Here is a 16,049-nt window from a genome sequence, read left to right on the forward strand (position 1 = left end):
GGAGACGTTCATGAGCGATCCGTTTGGACCGGAGCTGCTGGTCGAGTCGCGAGGCCCCGTCCGGATCGTCACGCTCAACCGGCCGGAAGCGCTGAACGCGACCAACGAGGCACTCCACTCAGCACTCATCGGGGTATGGCGCCACATCGCGGCCGACCGGGACGCGCGTGCGGTGGTTCTCACCGGCGCCGGCCGGGCCTTCAGCGCCGGCGGCGACCTGCAGCACTTCGTCGACCTCTGGGACGACAGGTCCGCGCGCCGGGAGGAGATCGACGGCGCCGGCCGGCTGGTCGCCGAGATGCTCGACTTCCCGTTACCGATCGTCGCCGCGATCAACGGCCCTGCGGTGGGTCTGGGCTGCAGCCTCGCCTGCTGCAGCGACATCGTGCTGATCGCCGAGAGCGCCTACATCGCCGACCCGCACGTGGGGGTTGGCCTCACCGCCGCCGACGGTGGCGCGCCGGCCTGGCCGCTGCTGATGGGCATGCTCCGGGCCAAGGAGTACCTGCTCACCGGCGAGCGCATCCCGGCCGACCAGGCCGTCGCGCTCGGGCTGGCCAACCGCGTCGTGCCGGACGGGGAATCGGTCGAGGCCGCCCTCGCGGTGGCGACGAAGCTCGCGAAGCTCCCCCCGCAGGCCGTCCAGAGCACCAAGCGCGCATTGAACATGCACCTCAAGCGGGCCGTCGCCGGCGTCATCGAGTACGCGCTGTCCGAGGAGTACCAGTCCTTCGACACACCGGAACACCGGGCGATCGTGACGACGTTCCTGGAGAAGTCGCGGGCACGGGCGACAGGCGCGGGGGCATGACCGCACCCGCCAGCGAGGCGACGCTCGATCTCGCGAACTACCGCGACGGCCTACGGGCCTACCTCGGCACGTCGTCGGTCCTCGGCCGCTGGCGCGGTGCGGAGTACCACACGACCGAGGAGCAGATCGCCGACCATGCCGAACTGATCGGCGAGCTCTCCCGAGCGGGGTGGAGCCGGTACGGCTGGCCGGTCGAGGCCGGTGGCCTGGGCGGCGACGAGCTGCACCGCGCCGTGTTCTACGACGCGTTGTCCGCGGCCGACCTACCGGTCCCCGAGCCCTATTTACTGCTGGAGACGCTCGGACCGCCCCTGCTGCGGTTCGCCCCGGACCTGGCGGCGGCCTACCTCCCGGCGTACCTGCGCGGTGAGGAGTGGTGGGGGCAGGGCTTCTCCGAGCCCGAGGCCGGGAGCGACCTGGCGAGCCTCCGTACCCGGGCCACTCGCGACGGCGACGTCTACCGCGTCAACGGGCAGAAGATCTGGACCTCGCACGGAGCGACCGCCACCCGGCTGGTGTGCCTGGTGCGTACCGGCACCGCCGCCGAGCGGCACCGGGGGCTGACCATACTGATGATCGACGCCGACTCCCCCGGTGTGTCCGTCCGGCCGATCGCGCTGGCCAGCGACCGGAACGAACTGGCGGAGGTCTTCTTCGACGACGTCGTGGTGCCGACCGATCGGCTGGTCGGTGCCGAGGGCCAGGGCTGGGCCGTGGCGATGTACCTCCTGCAGTTCGAGCGGGCGATGTTCGCATGGTTGTCCACGGCGACCGCGCTCCGCCGGCTCCGCGAGCTGCGCGGACAGCTCACCGGCCGGTTGCCCGATGGGGCGGCCAGCCGGTTCGGTGCCTGCTACGCCGACTTGGTGGCGCTCCGGGCCCGCAGCGCCGCCACCGTGCGACGCCTCGCCGCCGGCGAGCCGGTCGGCCCGGAGGCCAGCGTGGACAAGGTCCTCCTGGCCCAGGTCGAGACCGGGCTGCACGACCTGGCCCGGGACCTGCCTGGAACCGGGTTCCTCCTCGAGCACGACCCGGCCGCCGACGGCTGGCGGGCGGACTGGTGGTACAGCCGCGCGGCCACGATCATGGGCGGCTCCGCCGAGGTGCAGCGAACTATCCTCGCCGATCACGTCCTGGGGCTGCCGCGGGAGCGTGGCGCATGAGCAGCGTCACCGAACGACTCGACCGGGACACCGCCGACCAGCTCACCGCGTCGCTGCACGCCGTCTTTACGGCCGCGCCGGACGAGCCGGAATCCGCCCTGGCCGAACTCGGCTGGGCCGAAGTGAGTGCCGCCGACCCCGTCACCGCGACGAGACTGCTCTTCACCGAGCACGGCCGGGTGCTGGCCCGGTCCCGCCTGCTCGACGACGTCGTGCTCGCTGAGCTCGCCTCGGTTCTCCCGCCGGCGCCGGGCAAACTCGCCGTGCTCTACCCGCATCCGGACGACGGGTCCTCCCTCCAGCGGGTCGGGATTCTGCTAGCACCCCTGCAGGGGATCGACGAGGTGGTCCTGCCGGTGACGACCGGCAGCGGATTCACCCCGCTGGTCGTCGCCGCGGACGAGGTGGCGCGAGCCGCCGTACCGGTCACCGGGTTCGACCGCGGCTCCCGATGGCTCCTCGTGCGGAACCTGCCCGTGCCTCCCGGCGCGAGTACCGCCGGGCCGGACACCGCGTGGGCGGACGCCGTCGCGGCCGGACGGCGCGCGCTGGCCGCCGAGCTGATCGGGATCAGCGACGCGGCGCTGGCTCTGGCCGTGGCCCACACCACCGGCCGCGAACAGTACGGACGACCGATCGGGTCGTTCCAGGCCGTCCGCCACCGGCTCGCCGAGTCCTACGTCGCGATCGAGGCCGCCCGATCCACGCTCGGCGCCGCGGAATCCGACGGCGCGAGCTGGTCCGCGGCCCTCGCGAAACGGGCCGCCGGCCAGGCGCAGGCCGTCACGCTGCGCGCCGTGGTGCAGGTCTTCGGGGCCATGGGGCTGACCGCCGAAGGACCTGTGCACCGCTACGTCACCCGGGGAGCCGCGCTCGACGCGCTGCTCGGCGGACACCAGTCGTTGACCGAGGAGCTCGGGACCGCACTGCTCGGCGGTGCCGACCTCGACCCCGTGGTGGCAGTGGAGGCCGACGAATGACCGACGACCTGGACGCGTTCAGCACCGAAGTACGGGCGTTCCTCGACGCCGCCGCCGCGCGCCGGCCGGCGACCAACACGATCGAATGGGGCGCGGGCGAGGACCGGATCGCGTACTTCAGCACCGACCCGCCGGACGTCGACAAGGCCAAAGTCACCGCCGCCCGGGCTTGGCAGCGCCGGCGCTACGACGCCGGCTTCGGCTGGATCAGCGGGCCGGTCGAGTACGGCGGCCGCGGCCTCTCGACGCTGCACGACCTGGTCTACGACGGAATCGAGGCCGAGTACGACGTGCCCGACACCGGTGTGCTGGCGGTGATCGGCCTGGGCATGATCGGGCCGACGATCCTCGCGCACGCGGAGCCGCACATCAAGGCCCGCTACCTGCCGGCGATGTACTCCGGCGACGTCATCGCCTGCCAGTTGTTCAGCGAGCCGGGCGCCGGATCCGACCTGGCCAGCCTCACCACCCGCGCGGTGCGTGACGGCGACGAGTGGGTGCTGACCGGGCAGAAGGTCTGGACGTCGATCGCCCAGCACGCCCAGATCGGGATGGCACTCTGCCGCACCAACCCGGACGCGCCGAAACACCGGGGCATCACGGCGTTTCTGGTCGACATGGCCGCGCCCGGCGTCGAGGTACGCCCGCTCCGCCAGATGACCGGTGGCGCCGACTTCAACGAGGTGTTCCTCACCGACGTCCGGGTGCCCGACGACCACCGGCTCGGCCCGGTGGACGCGGGCTGGCGGACGGCGCTGACCACGCTGATGAACGAGCGCGCCACCGTCGGCGGTGAGGGCGTCGGCCCGGCGGGCCGCGCGGTGTCGCTGCCGTTCCTGACCGGGTTGCTGGATCAGAACGGCCGCCGGAACGACCCGGCGACCCGGCGGGAGCTGGCGCGGCTCTACGCCGACCAGGCCGCCACCGACGCACTCAACCGGCAGGCGATCCGGAAGGTGCGGTCCGGCGAACAGCCCGGCCCGGAAGCCTCGGTCTCGAAGCTGATGTACGCGCAGAACCTGACCCGCGGCGCGCACTTCGCCGCCGAGGTGCTCGGACCGAAGCTGATCGCCGATACCGGAGCCTGGGGCGCCTACTCCTGGACCGAGCTGCTGCTCTCCACCCCGGCGCTCCGGATTCTGGGCGGCACCGAGGAGATCATGAAGAACATCCTGGCGGAGCGGGTGCTCGGGCTTCCCAAGGAACCGGGCATCGACTCGACCTCGCCGTTCCGTGAGCTGCGCCGTTCGGGCGGTGCCCAGTGACCGCGCTCTCGGCGGACCGGGTCACCACCACCGCGGCCGAACGCGACGATCTGCGCGCCACGCTGCGCCAGTTCCTCGCGGAGCGCAGTGACGAGCAGGCCGTACGGCGGGTGATCGACGCGCGCGCCTACGACCCGGGGGTCTGGGCCGGGCTCTCCGCCGACTTGGGTCTGGTCTCGCTGGCGCTGCCCGCCGCCTACGGCGGAGACGGCTACGGATTCGCCGAGCTCCATGTCGTCCTCTCCGAACTCGGACGGGCACTGACTCCCAGCCCGTTCTTCGCGACCGTCGTGCTCGCGGCGTCCGCGCTGGTGGCCGCCGGTGACGCGGACGCCTGCGAGACGTACCTGCCGGGCATCGCCGCCGGCACCCGCACCGCGACGTTCGCGGTCAGCGAGAACTGGGACCTCCCTACCGTGACCGGTGACCGCGAGGCTCTCTCCGGGGAGGTCGGCCTGGTACTCGACGGGGCCACGGCCGACCTGTTGCTCGTGGTGGCGACGACGCCGGACGGGCCCTCGCTGTTCGCGGTCCCCGGCGACGCCCCCGGCCTCACCAGGATCCCGTTGCGGACGCTGGACGGCACCCGGCCGTTGGCCAGGGTGCGGTTCGACGACACGCCCGCGCGGCTGGTGGGCACGGCCGGGGGCGCGGAGCCGGTGCTGGCACGGGTGCTGGATCTGGGCACCGCGGCTCTCGCGGCCGAACAGGTCGGAGGCGCGCAAGCCTGCCTGGACGCCAGCGCGGATTACGCCCGGGAGCGGGTGCAGTTCGGCCGGGCGATCGGATCGTTCCAAGCGGTCAAGCACAAGTGCGCGGACATGTTCACCCGGGTCCGGCTCGCCGACGCCGCCGCGATCGACGCCGCCGAAGCCGCCGACGAGGGGGCTCGCCTGCCGGCGGCCGCCGCGACTGCGCACCTCGTCTGTTCCGAGGCGTACGTGTTCGTCGCCGCGGAGAACATCCAGGTGCACGGCGGCATCGGCTTCACCTGGGAACACCCGGCGCACCTCTACTACCGGCGGGCCAAGGCCTCCCAGCTGCTGTTCGGCGGCCCGGCGGTCTACCACGAGCGGCTGCTTCGGGCGGTGGGCGTATGAGCACCGAGCTGGTCGTCCCCGGTCATCGGGGCGCACGATTCACCCACCTGGCACCGAGTCTCGGCATCCTGCTGGGAGCCACTGTCGACCGGGTGCCCCACGCCGAGGCGATCGCCGATCTGCGCACGGGCCGGCGGCTGACCTACACGCAGCTCTGGCAGGCCGCGGCGCGGGTGGCCGGGGGGTTGGCCGAGGCGGGCGTCGCGCCCGGCGACCGGGTCGCGATCCGCCTCCCCAACGGCGCCGACTGGTGCCTCGCGTTCCTCGGTGCCACGCTCGCCGGCGCGGTCCCGGTTCCGGTCAACACCCGGCTGGCACCGCCCGAGGTCGCCTACATCGTGGCCGACTCCGGGGCGTTCGCGGTGATCGACGACGCGGTGCCGCAGGGGCGTCCGATCGATCGATCCGGTTCGGACGCCGAAGCGCTCGGCGCGCTGTTCTACACCAGCGGCACCACGGGTCGCCCGAAGGGCGCGATGCTCTCCCACCGGGCCCTGCTGTCGGCCGCTGAGCAATGCCGGCTGGCGCTGCGACTGGAGCCGGACGAGCCGACCCGCAACCTGGTGGCAGCACCGCTGTTCCACATCCTGGCCTGCGGCATGCAGTGGATCCCGGCGCTGGCTGCGGGCGGCGCCGCGGTGATCCTGCCGGCCTTCGAGGTCGGAGCCTGGCTGGGTGCGATCCGGGACGAGCGGATCGACGTCCTCAACGGCGTGCCGGCGATGTACTGGCAGGCACTCCACCACCCGGATTTCGCCCGGCTCGACACCTCGGGCGTCCGCCGGGTCAGCTACGGCGCGGCGCCCACGCCGCCCTCCCAGGTCGCCGCGATCCTCGACGCGTTCCCGGCCGCGCGGCTCGGGCCCGGGTACGGGCTGACCGAGGCGGCCTGCGTCACCGGCCTCGACCACGACGACGTACTCACCCACGCGGACTCGGTCGGCACCGCCGTCGCGGCCACCGAGCTGGCGCTGTCCGGGCCGGACGCAGACGCGGGGGTCGGACAGCTGCTGGTGCGCGGCCCCCAGGTGATGAGCGGTTACTGGCGGCAGCCGGAGGCGACGGCCGCGGCGCTCGACGAGAACGGCTGGCTGCACACCGGAGACCTGGTCCGCCTCGACGACGCGGGCCGCGTCCACATCCTCGACCGCCGCACCGATCTGATCAACCGCGGCGGCGAGAACGTCTACAGCGTCGAGGTGGAGAACGCGCTCGCGGCGTTCCCGGGCGTCGCCGAGGTCGCCGTGGTCGGCGTCCCCGACGCCATGATGGGGCACAAGGTCGGTGCGGTCGTCGTACCCCGGCCGGGCAGCACGATCGATCCGGCCGGGCTGGTCGCGTACGCGCGGGGCGTGCTCGCCGATTTCAAGGTTCCGCAGTACGTCGCGATCCGCGGCGACGCGCTGCCCCGCAATCCCGGCGGCAAGGTCGACAAGGCAACGCTGCGTGCCAGTACGCCCTGGGGACCGCCGCAGCTGAGTCATCCGAGGGGTACCGAGTGACCGATCACGTCGCCATCGCCGACACGGCGGAGCACAATGCCCTGGCCGAGGCGGTAACGGGTCTGCTGGCCCGGCATTGGCCGGCCGAACAGCGACACAAGCAGATCAGCGACCCCGCGCAGGTGTCCGAGCTGCCACTCTGGACCGCGCTCGACGAGATCGGGCTGGCCGGTCTACCGGTGCCCGAGGATCTCGGTGGGGGCGGCGGGCGCTGGGCCGACCTGGTCGTCGCGCTGGAGGCGGTGGGGGCCGCGCTGGCACCGGCACCGACCGTCGGGGTCGCCGGGGCGCTCGCGGCGCTGGCCGGCCTTCCCGGCGACGCCCCGGACGCGCTCACCCGGCTGATCGCCGGGAGCACGGTGGTGACGGTCGGCTGGATCGCGGGCAGCGCTGCCCGGACGAGCGGCGTGTCGGCATCGATGGACGGCGAGCTCGGTGCGGCGGTCTCCCTCACCGGCGAGGTGGCGACCCTGCTCTCGCCCGAGGCTTCGCACGTCCTGCTGCTGGCCGATGGACCGTCCCGGCCGGCCTTGGTTCTCGTGCGCACGGACACCGCCGGGCTCTCCGTCGACCGGCTTCCGGCGGTCGACCCCACCCGCCCGCTCGGCGCTCTGACGCTCCGGGACGCGGAAGGTACCGTGCTCGCCTCCGGCGAGGACGCGCTGCGGGCCGCCCGGAGGGGACGGGCTGCGGCGGCGGCCGCGGCCGCCGCCGAACTGACCGGAATTGCCGGCCATTGCCTCGCCGGCGCGGTGATCTATGCCGCCGACCGTCAGCAGTTCGGGCAGGTCATCGGGTCCTTCCAGGCGATCAAGCACCGCTGCGCGGAGATGCTCGCCCTGGTCGAACAGGCCCGCGCCGCCACTCGCGAACTCGCGAACCGTCTCGACGCCGGGGACGATTCCGCGGAGCTCGCGGACGCCGTCGCCATGGCTCTGCTGGCGGCCACCCGCGCTGCCGACCGGAACTCGAACACGTACCTGCAGATCCTCGGCGGCATCGGGTTCACTTGGGAGCACGAGGTCCACCTCTACCTGCGGCGCGCAGCGGTGATGACGCCGCTGTTCGGCGGCGCGGCGGCGCGGCGTCGCCAGCTGGACCCCGCCCACCGGACCGACGAGCGGCGGCCGACGTTCGCGCCGCCGACCTCCGGTCCTGCCGCCGAGCTGGCCGGTCACGTCGCCCGGCTGTTGCCGATCCATCGTGCGCAGTGGGGGGATGACCCGTCGTTCGCCGCCCGGATGGCCTGGCAGAAGCTGCTGCACACGGTCGGCTGGGTCGCCCCGCAGTGGCCGGCCGAGTACGGCGGCCAGGGGCTCGACATCGTCGACCGGGTGGCCTGCGACCGGGTGCTGGCGACCCACCGGGCGCCGTCGCCGATGGGCGGCGTCCTCGGGCTGAACAACGTCGCCCCTACCCTGATGCGGTACGGCACGCCGGAGCAGAAGCAGCACCTGGCGGCGATCCAGGCCGGTATCGAGGTGTGGTGCCAGGGCTTCTCCGAGCCCGGTTCGGGCAGCGACCTCGCTTCTCTGCGCACCCGCGCGGTGCTCGACGGCGACGCGTTCGTGATCAACGGGCAGAAGATCTGGACGTCCGAGGGCATGGAAGCGACCCACTGCCTGCTGCTGGCGCGCACGGACCCCGACGCGCCGCCGCACAAGGGCATCTCGGCGCTGCTGGTACCGCTGGACTCCCCCGGCATCACCCGGCGGCCCATCACGATGATCACCGGGGAGAGCGGCTTCGCCGAGGTCTTCTACGACGACGTGCGGGTCCCCCGGTCGGCGTTGCTCGGACCCTTGCACGCGGGATGGACGGTCACGATGACCACGCTCGGGTTCGAGCGCGCCGGGGTCATCGAGCTGGCCGCCGGCCTGGAACAGTCCGTCGAGGACGTCGTGACCGCGCTCGCCGGGCGCGATCTGGACGCGGACACGCGGTCGGCCCTGACCGAGTGTCTCCTGGAGGCCAGGTTGGTCGGGCTGCTCGGCAAGCGCGCACTCGGCCTGATCGCCGAGGGCGGCGCACCCGGTGCCGCCCACTCGGTCATCAAGCTGCTGTGGGCGCGGGCCATGCAGCACCAGGCCGAGGTGCAGCTCGCCGCTCTCGGAATCGACGGGATCCTGAACTCGAGCGGGCAGCGGGCCCAGCGTGACTACTTCATGTCCCGCTCGGCCACGATCGCCGGCGGCACGACCGAGATCATGCTGAACATCCTGGCCGACCGCGTCCTGGGTATGCCGCGGTGAGCTCCGGCCGCGCCGGTCCGCGCTCGCGCGGACCGGCGCGGCCGGTCTAGAAATTCCAGAGAGCCTGGATAGCGGCGGCTCGCTCGCTGCGGTCCAGGCCGCGGAGGTCCGCAGCTCCGTCCTCGGTGATCAGGACGTCCACGTCGTGCCCCGGTGTGCTCACCGGACCGGACAGGGCCGATACGAGCGTAGAGCTGCCCCGATGCGCGCGCGGCAGCGCGACGATGCTGAGCCCTCCGACCGAGCGGGTCGCTGCGACCGCGTAGTCGGGGTGGCCCCCGATGCCGCCCACCGCGGCGCCGGGGAGCGCCTCGACGTTGACCTGTCCCTGGGCGTCCACCTCCAGGGCCGTGTTGACTGCGACGAACGGCTCGCCGGACGAGAGCCGGCCGAGGTCATGGGTGTACTCGATCCGGTGCAGGAGCGGCCGCCCATCCGCCCAGTCGAGGAGTTCCGACCCACCGGCGAGATAGGTCGCAACCGGCTGTCCCACCAACAGGCCCCGCTTGTCCAGGTCGACGACGGCGTCCGGGAGCAGCCCGGAGTCGATCCGCATGGGAGTACGCAGCGCGTCGAGCACGGCGACGCCGAGCGCACCCGGTCCGATCTGGAGCCGCGCGCCGGGCGGCAAGTAGCCCGCGACCCGCTCGGCGATCGCGCGGTGTTCAGGGCCGGGCGGAGTGGGCCGCAATGTCCGCGGCGGAAGCGTGGACTCCCCCACCAGCACGAGACGGTCGGACGGTAGCGGCGGGCCGGCGTCGGCGGACGGCAAACCGTCGGCGACCACACCGGCGACGATCGCCCCCGCGTCGACGGCGGCCCACTGCCAGGACACCTCGGTGCCGAAGCCGTAGCCGCCGCCCGACCGCGGCACCACGGTGGCGACCAGGACGTCGGGGCTCAGCGGTCCGGCCAGCAGCGCCGGCACCGCGGATAGCCGTACCGGCAGCGACCGGACCAGCCCGGCCTCGATCGGACGCCGCAGGCCCCATCCCGACATGACCGCGCGCACGTCGGCGAACGCGGCGAGATCCAGTTCGGGCTCGGCGACCGGCACCCAGCCCAGCACCAGCCGGACGCCCCCCGCTGACCGCGCTGCGGCACCGAGCGCCGCGTAGGCCGACCGGGGGGCACCCAGCCCGTCCCCCACCGCGACCCGGGCACCGGGCCGGATCAGATCGGCCAATCCCTTCACGCGGGCGCCCGGTACGGGTCCCGGGGCAGCCCGAGGATGCGCTCGGCCAGGATGTTGCGCTGGATCTCGCTGGTGCCGCCGAGAATTGTCTGGGCGTGGCCGACGAGCATGCGGTGGACGAGCGGCTCGTTGTTCTCCGACCAGAGGGCGTCCAGGCCTAGCGCCTCGATCCCGGTGTTGCCGATGTCCCGCTGGGTCTCCGAGCTGAGCAGCTTCAGCACCGAGAACGCGGGCGCACCGGGCTCTTCCCCGGACGCGATCGCCCGTTCCCAGGTGGCGCGCAGCAACCAGACCCGGATCCAGAGATCGGTGACCTCGTCCCGCAGGTGCTCGTCGAACCGGCCGCGGACGGTAGCCGACTCCACCAGATCGTCCAGCGACCGGAACATGCTCACCGCGTTCGCTCCGAGGGAGAGCCGCTCCCGGCCGAGCGTGGCGGTGGCCACGGCCCAGCCCTCGCCCTCCGCGCCGACCAGCGCGTCGGCAGGCAGGGCGACGCCGGTGAGGAACACCTCGTTGAACTTGCTCTCGTTGTCCATCTGCAGCAACGGCCGGACGACCACACCGGGTGCGTCCATCGGCACCACGAACACCGAGAGCCCGCGGTGACCGGGGCCACCGGTCCGGGCCAGCAGCAGTCCGTACTCGGCGTCCCCCCCACCGCTGGTCCACACCTTCTGCCCGTCGACCACCCACCCGGCGTCCGTGCGCACCGCACGGGTCCGGACCGAAGCCAGGTCGGAACCGGCCTCCGGCTCGCTGAACAGCTGGCACCACATGTCGTGGCCGGTGCGGATCCGCGGAAGGTACGCGGCCTGCTGCGCGGGAGTGCCGTAGGTCATCAGGACCGGCCCGACCAGGTCGGGTCCGACGATGTTCAGCTGTCGCGGGACGCCCGCCCGGGCGGCTTCCTCGGCGAATGCCGCCTGGTCGGGGACGCCGGCGTCCCGCCCGCCCCAGCGCTCCGGCCAGTGCAGGCAGGCGTAGCCGGCCTCGGCGAGGATCGCCTGCCAGGCCCGGCCGGCCGGCACATCGGCAGCGGTGGGCGTCGGTCCGTAGTCGTGGAGGCCGGCCGGGCGTGGGGCGGTGGCCAGCCACGCCCGGACCTCTTCCCGGAAACTCACCGCGCGGGAACTCATACCGACAGGATCGTCACGGCGGCCGTGCCCGGCGCACCGTACAGCTGCGCGTAACCGACCTGGGCTCCCTCGACCTGCCGGTCGCCCGCCCGGCCACGCAACTGGTTGACCAGCTCGTACACCTGCCGCAGCCCGGATGCCCCGACCGGCTCGCCGTTGGCGAGCAGCCCGCCGTCGGTGTTGATCGGGAGACGACCGCCGATCCGGGTCTCGCCGCCCGCCAGCAGCGCCACCTGCTCACCGTCGGCGCAGAAGCCGTTCTCCGCCATGTGGATGACCTCGGAGCCGGCGTCGGTGTCCTGCAACTGGATGACGTCGACGTCCTCCGGGCCGATGCCGGCCTGCTCGTAGGCCTCGCGGGAGGCGTCGACCGTCACGCTGTCCGCCGTCGCCAGCGGGAACGAAGGGCTGAGCAGCTCGAACGCGCCTTCCCGGCGGCTACGCAGCGTGCTGGCCCGCAGGTAGACCGGCTGCGTCGTGTATCGGTGCGCGATGTCGGCCCGGCAGAGGATCGCCGCCGCCGCGCCTTCGTCCGGTCCGCAGTACATGTACTGGGTCAGTGGGTAGTTCAGCACCGGAGACGCGAGCACCTCGTCGACCGAGAGCGGCTTGCGCCGCCAGGCGTTCGGGTTCTTCGCTCCGTTGGCGAACGCCTTCTCCGAGACCTGCGCCAACGTCTCGGCCGGGATGCCGTGGTCGTGCATGTAGCGGTTGATCTTCATCCCGAAGAAATGGGTGGTGAGGAACAGCCCCGCCTCCCCGTACCAGTCCGGCAGGCCGGAGACCGACGGATGGTCGGAGAACGCACCTCGCTGGTGCTTGTCCAGTCCGATCGCGATCGCGATGTCGGCGTCACCGAGCCGGATGGCGTTCGCTGCCATCGCCAGCGAGGTGGCGCCGGTCGCGCAGCCGGTGAAGACCGCACGGCCGGGGACGCCGGTCAACCCGAGCAGCGCGACGATCGCCTCCGGGTTCTTGACCTCCATGCTGCCGGCATAGAGCGCCTGCACCGCCGGCCACTCCACCCCCGCGTCACCGAGCGCCTCGATGACCGCGTCTTCGCCCATCTGGAGCGCGGACTTGCCCGGATAGCGGCCGAACGGGTGCAGACCGACGCCGATGATGGCGACGTCACTCGGTGCCATGGGGAGCCTCCTCCGAGACCGGGGCGAACGCGTACAGGACCGTCTCGTTGCCGGCGGAATCGGTGCCGAACGGCACGATCCGCAGTTCCATCTCCTGGCCGATCCGCAGCTTGGCGGGGTCGGACTCGGTCAGCCGCGCCTCGACCCGCAGGGCACCGGGCAGCTCGACGTACCCGACCGCGAACGGCTCGAAGGAGTTGATGTCATCGGCGCCGGCGTACGGGGGCGCCGGCGGCCGGAAACGCTGGGTGGTGAACGTCCAGAGCGTTCCGCGCCGGGGCAGCTCGACGCGCTCCAGTTCTTCCCGCACGCCGCCGACCAGCTTGTACTGCCGGTAGGGAAAGACGAAGGACCCGTCGGAGGCCAGGCCGCCGATCAGCGCGGGGTCCTCCGCGGGCCAGGTGAACAGCCCTTCCGCGAGGGGCACCTGTGAGGTCATCAGTGACTTCCTTCCCGAACATGGGCGGCGGGGATCGATGCCAGCTCGGCGACGAGCCGACGGTGCTGATGGGGAGCGCCGAGCAGCACGGCCGAGCCCCGGGAGCGCTTGACGTGCAGATGAGCCGGGTGTTCCCAGGTGTAGCCGATGCCGCCGGACACCTGGACGAGGACAGACGCGCAGTGCTCGTACGCCTCGGCGCAGACCGCGGCCGCCACGGCTGCGGCCAGCGGCAGATCTTCCGATCCGGCCGCGCGGATCGCCACCCAGGACGCCGACCGGGCCGACTCGACGGCCACGAGCATGTCCGCGCATTTGTGCTTGACCGCCTGGAACGATCCGATCGGCCGGCCGAACTGCACCCGGGTCTTGGCGTAGTCCACGGCGAGCTCGAGACAACGGGCCGCCCCGCCCACCTGTTCGCAGGCGAGAGCTACCTGGCCGTACCGCAGTGCCGCCGCGACGATGTCCGCGCCACCACCGATCGCACCGATCGGCCGGGCCGCCGCGTCCAGCAGCCGCACGTGGGCGATCCGCCGCGTGCGGTCCGACGTGGTCACCGGCGTGCGCCGGACGTCCTGGCCGGCCGCCTCGACGGCGAACAGCGTCGGCCCCGGATCGGCCACGGCGAGGACGAGGAGCAGGTCGGCGGTCGCACCGTCGAGGACGTGTTCGGCGACACCGGTCACCTGCCAGCCACCGTCGGTCGCGGTCGCCGTGAGGGCCTCGCCCGTCGTGGACCAGTGGCCGGACCGCTCCCCAAGGACCAGCGCCGCGGTGCGGTCACCTGCCGCCAGGCTCGGTAACCAGCGTTCGATCGCCCGATCGTCACCGCTCTCCAGGAGAGCGGTGATCGCCAGCCCGACGGTGGACAGATACGGCGCGCAGGCCAGCGACCGGCCCAGTTCCTCGAACACCAGGCCCTGCTCGGTCCAGCCGGCACCGCCGCCGCCGAAGGTCTCGGGTACCGCGAGGCTGAGCAGGCCCAGCTCCGCGAAGGAAGTCCAGAGGGCGGGGTCGTAGCCTCGATCGGTGTCCATCGTGGCGCGGACGGCGGATTCGGGCGACTGCTTCTCGAGCAGCGCACGGATCATGCTCCGGAGTTCCTGCTGCTCCGCGGTGAGCCCGCTCATACCGGCAGTACCGGCCGCCGCACCGCCGACCGCGGACGCTCCACCAGCTCCACGACGGCGCCGTCCGGATCGGCGAGGAACAGCACGGTGAATCCCCCGGTCGGTATGTCGGGCATCGGGATGAACACCGGCTCGGGAACGCCGTCGGTCCGCTCGGCCAGGACCGCGTGCGCCGCCCGGACGTCGTCGACGGCGAGCGCGATCCGGTAGAGGCCCTGGGTGTTCGCGGCCCGGTCGGTCTGCGGCGCGGCCGGGTGCTCGGTGAGTTCCAGGGAGAACGTCGGATCCTCAGGCAGCGCCACCGACGCCGTACCCGCGCCGGTGGCGCCGACCACGAACCCGATCCCCTCGTACCAGCCGGTTGCCCGGGCCAGGTCCGTGCAGTACACCCGCAGGTGGGAGAGGGCCGCCGTGGAGTCGTCGGCGTCGGCGACCTCGACGATCTCGACCGTCACGCCGTCCGGGTCGACCGTCCGCAGCGCGGACCGGAGCGAGCCACGCACGGGTACCGGGGGCACCTCGTCGACCGCGGCCCCCGCTGAGCGCAGCCGGTCCCCTGCCGCCGGCAGCGAGTTCACCCGAAAGCCCACGGCGACGAAGCCTCGCGGCGCGGTCTCGGCCGGCACCGTGGCCGGACGTTCCCAGCCGACCAGCTCCAGGGCCGGGGCCGCGCGCGGCCCCCGGTGGTCCCAGAGAAACGCAGTGGTGCTGGCCGTGTCGGGGCCGAGCCCCATCGGGGTGCCGTCCGTGCTCACGCTGATCGACCGCATCCGCGCCCGCAAACCCAGCGCCTCGGTGTAGAACGCCTCGGCCGCGGCGAGGTCGACCGTGTTGAGGTTGCAGTGCAGTGCCGCGTGGGCCAGCACGACCTCGGTGGTCGTCGGAGTGCTCATCGTCCTGCCTCCTCAGGGAGAAAGAAGCTCGGCTGCAGCTGGCTCTCGTCGTCGCTCAGGCTGTACCGCGCGAGGTCGACGCCCTCCGCGCCGAGCACCTCGGCGTCCGTCACCAGGCGGCCGGTGTATTCGCGCGGGTCGCGGCGGACGATGGCCAGCGCCGCGTCGGACATCACCTCGACCCGACGGGCCTGCCGTCCGGCGACCTCCTCGCCGAGCATCACCCGGATGCCTTCGGTGGCCACGGCGGTGCTCGGCCAGAGCGAGTTCGCGGCGATCCCGGCGTCTCGCAGCTCGGCGGCCAGACCGAGGGTCATCAGGCTGACCGCGTATTTCGACGCGGTGTAGGCCAGGTGAGCGCCCGTCCAGCGCGGATCGAGCGTGAGCGGTGGGGAGATCGAGAGGACGTGCGCGGCCGGTGACTTCTCCAAGTGCGGCAACGCGGTGCGGCTGACCAGGAAACTGCCCCGCGCGTTGACCGCCTGCAGCAGGTCGTAGCGCTTCATCGTGATCCGGCTGGTGGGGGTGGTGTCGAACGCGGCCGCGTTGTTCACCACCAGATCGAGACCGCCGAACGTCGCCACCGTCTCGGCGACCGCTCGCTCCACGTCCTCGTCGCGGCGCAAATCACCGACGACCGGCAACACGTGCCCGCCGGCCTGCTCGATCTGCCCGGCGACGCTGAACACCGTGCCCGGGATTCGTGCCTTCGGCTGCGCCGTCGTGGCCAGCAGCGCCACGTTCGCGCCCTCGGCGGCGAACCGGAGAGCGATCGCGGCTCCGATTCCCCGGCTCGCGCCGGTGACCAGAGCAGTTCGCCCGGCCAGTGTGCCCTCAACCATCTCTCGACTCCCGCCGGTGGTCAGCGCCAAGAATTTGACGAAAGTGTCAGAAGCCTAACGAGCAGCTTTCCTGGTCGTCAATAGGGCAGGAGCGGGGTTCGCTTGACAGTGCAGTCAGGCGGAAGATCGAATGAGCGTCTGCCTCATCGACGTGGCCGGGATCCCGAAGACACCGCCCGCTGCGGGCGGC

The 16,049-nt window shown here is 72.6% G+C and carries 14 protein-coding genes; 7 read left to right on the plus strand and 7 right to left on the minus strand.

Annotated elements, in window-relative coordinates; all coding sequences use genetic code 11:
• Positions 1-10: 10 nt before the first annotated feature.
• The 7 genes from BUB75_RS12480 to BUB75_RS12510 are packed head-to-tail and all read left to right on the plus strand — an operon-like array spanning position 11 to position 9,073.
• Entirely contained in the window at positions 11-811 is an 801-nt protein-coding gene (locus BUB75_RS12480; protein WP_073256112.1) for an enoyl-CoA hydratase/isomerase family protein, read from the plus strand.
• Complete coding sequence (locus BUB75_RS12485) at positions 808-1,974, plus strand: acyl-CoA dehydrogenase family protein (protein ID WP_073256115.1); 1,167 nt, start codon at positions 808-810, stop codon at positions 1,972-1,974. Before BUB75_RS12480 ends, BUB75_RS12485 begins: the two co-directional genes overlap by 4 nt.
• On the plus strand, positions 1,971-2,954 hold the full coding sequence (locus BUB75_RS12490) for an acyl-CoA dehydrogenase family protein (RefSeq protein WP_073256118.1): 984 nt from the start codon (positions 1,971-1,973) through the stop codon (positions 2,952-2,954). The genes BUB75_RS12485 and BUB75_RS12490 overlap by 4 nt, the downstream gene beginning before the upstream one ends.
• On the plus strand, positions 2,951-4,219 hold the full coding sequence (locus BUB75_RS12495) for an acyl-CoA dehydrogenase family protein (protein ID WP_073256122.1): 1,269 nt from the start codon (positions 2,951-2,953) through the stop codon (positions 4,217-4,219). The genes BUB75_RS12490 and BUB75_RS12495 overlap by 4 nt, the downstream gene beginning before the upstream one ends.
• Positions 4,216-5,319 carry an acyl-CoA dehydrogenase family protein gene (locus BUB75_RS12500; RefSeq protein WP_073256125.1) on the plus strand — a complete coding sequence of 368 codons (1,104 nt, stop codon included), beginning with the start codon at positions 4,216-4,218 and terminating at the stop codon, positions 5,317-5,319. Before BUB75_RS12495 ends, BUB75_RS12500 begins: the two co-directional genes overlap by 4 nt.
• The gene (locus BUB75_RS12505) at positions 5,316-6,821 is read left to right on the plus strand and encodes a class I adenylate-forming enzyme family protein (protein ID WP_073256128.1); all 1,506 of its coding nucleotides are present in this window, start codon (positions 5,316-5,318) and stop codon (positions 6,819-6,821) included. Before BUB75_RS12500 ends, BUB75_RS12505 begins: the two co-directional genes overlap by 4 nt.
• A complete protein-coding gene (locus tag BUB75_RS12510; RefSeq protein WP_073256131.1) occupies positions 6,818-9,073 on the plus strand; it encodes an acyl-CoA dehydrogenase family protein in 2,256 nt (751 codons plus the stop codon). Before BUB75_RS12505 ends, BUB75_RS12510 begins: the two co-directional genes overlap by 4 nt.
• Before the next feature lie 46 nt (positions 9,074-9,119).
• On the opposite strand, the gene BUB75_RS12515 is transcribed toward BUB75_RS12510, so the two are convergent.
• Genes BUB75_RS12515 through BUB75_RS12545 form a run of 7 tightly spaced genes read right to left on the minus strand, consistent with a single transcriptional unit; the run spans position 9,120 to position 15,859 of the window.
• Positions 9,120-10,268: an acetyl-CoA hydrolase/transferase C-terminal domain-containing protein gene (locus tag BUB75_RS12515; protein ID WP_073256134.1), complete on the minus strand. Its 1,149-nt coding sequence runs from the start codon at positions 10,266-10,268 to the stop codon at positions 9,120-9,122.
• Complete coding sequence (locus BUB75_RS12520; protein WP_073256137.1) at positions 10,265-11,407, minus strand: acyl-CoA dehydrogenase family protein; 1,143 nt, start codon at positions 11,405-11,407, stop codon at positions 10,265-10,267. The genes BUB75_RS12515 and BUB75_RS12520 overlap by 4 nt, the downstream gene beginning before the upstream one ends.
• Positions 11,404-12,552 carry a thiolase family protein gene (locus tag BUB75_RS12525; protein WP_073256140.1) on the minus strand — a complete coding sequence of 383 codons (1,149 nt, stop codon included), beginning with the start codon at positions 12,550-12,552 and terminating at the stop codon, positions 11,404-11,406. Before BUB75_RS12525 ends, BUB75_RS12520 begins: the two co-directional genes overlap by 4 nt.
• On the minus strand, positions 12,539-12,991 hold the full coding sequence (locus tag BUB75_RS12530) for a Zn-ribbon domain-containing OB-fold protein (protein ID WP_073256143.1): 453 nt from the start codon (positions 12,989-12,991) through the stop codon (positions 12,539-12,541). The genes BUB75_RS12525 and BUB75_RS12530 overlap by 14 nt, the downstream gene beginning before the upstream one ends.
• Positions 12,991-14,124 (minus strand): acyl-CoA dehydrogenase family protein, encoded by a 1,134-nt coding sequence (locus tag BUB75_RS12535; protein WP_073256146.1) that lies wholly within the window; start codon positions 14,122-14,124, stop codon positions 12,991-12,993. The genes BUB75_RS12530 and BUB75_RS12535 overlap by 1 nt, the downstream gene beginning before the upstream one ends.
• On the minus strand, positions 14,121-15,017 hold the full coding sequence (locus BUB75_RS12540) for a VOC family protein (RefSeq protein WP_073256149.1): 897 nt from the start codon (positions 15,015-15,017) through the stop codon (positions 14,121-14,123). Before BUB75_RS12540 ends, BUB75_RS12535 begins: the two co-directional genes overlap by 4 nt.
• Positions 15,014-15,859 carry an SDR family oxidoreductase gene (locus BUB75_RS12545; protein WP_073256153.1) on the minus strand — a complete coding sequence of 282 codons (846 nt, stop codon included), beginning with the start codon at positions 15,857-15,859 and terminating at the stop codon, positions 15,014-15,016. Before BUB75_RS12545 ends, BUB75_RS12540 begins: the two co-directional genes overlap by 4 nt.
• Between the last annotated feature and the right edge of the window lie 190 nt (positions 15,860-16,049).

The sequence above is a fragment of the Cryptosporangium aurantiacum genome (assembly GCF_900143005.1).
GTDB lineage: Bacteria > Actinomycetota > Actinomycetes > Mycobacteriales > Cryptosporangiaceae > Cryptosporangium > Cryptosporangium aurantiacum.

What these genes read in the sequence shown, in the direction of transcription:
- BUB75_RS12525 (WP_073256140.1), bottom strand. Translation starts at nt 12,552, where the DNA reads ATGGCACCGAGTGACGTCGCCATCATCGGCGTCGGTCTGCACCCGTTC.
- BUB75_RS12485 (WP_073256115.1), top strand. Translation starts at nt 808, where the DNA reads ATGACCGCACCCGCCAGCGAGGCGACGCTCGATCTCGCGAACTACCGC.
- BUB75_RS12495 (WP_073256122.1), top strand. Translation starts at nt 2,951, where the DNA reads ATGACCGACGACCTGGACGCGTTCAGCACCGAAGTACGGGCGTTCCTC.
- BUB75_RS12480 (WP_073256112.1), top strand. Translation starts at nt 11, where the DNA reads ATGAGCGATCCGTTTGGACCGGAGCTGCTGGTCGAGTCGCGAGGCCCC.
- BUB75_RS12530 (WP_073256143.1), bottom strand. Translation starts at nt 12,991, where the DNA reads ATGACCTCACAGGTGCCCCTCGCGGAAGGGCTGTTCACCTGGCCCGCG.
- BUB75_RS12490 (WP_073256118.1), top strand. Translation starts at nt 1,971, where the DNA reads ATGAGCAGCGTCACCGAACGACTCGACCGGGACACCGCCGACCAGCTC.
- BUB75_RS12535 (WP_073256146.1), bottom strand. Translation starts at nt 14,124, where the DNA reads ATGAGCGGGCTCACCGCGGAGCAGCAGGAACTCCGGAGCATGATCCGT.
- BUB75_RS12545 (WP_073256153.1), bottom strand. Translation starts at nt 15,859, where the DNA reads ATGGTTGAGGGCACACTGGCCGGGCGAACTGCTCTGGTCACCGGCGCG.
- BUB75_RS12520 (WP_073256137.1), bottom strand. Translation starts at nt 11,407, where the DNA reads ATGAGTTCCCGCGCGGTGAGTTTCCGGGAAGAGGTCCGGGCGTGGCTG.
- BUB75_RS12505 (WP_073256128.1), top strand. Translation starts at nt 5,316, where the DNA reads ATGAGCACCGAGCTGGTCGTCCCCGGTCATCGGGGCGCACGATTCACC.
- BUB75_RS12540 (WP_073256149.1), bottom strand. Translation starts at nt 15,017, where the DNA reads ATGAGCACTCCGACGACCACCGAGGTCGTGCTGGCCCACGCGGCACTG.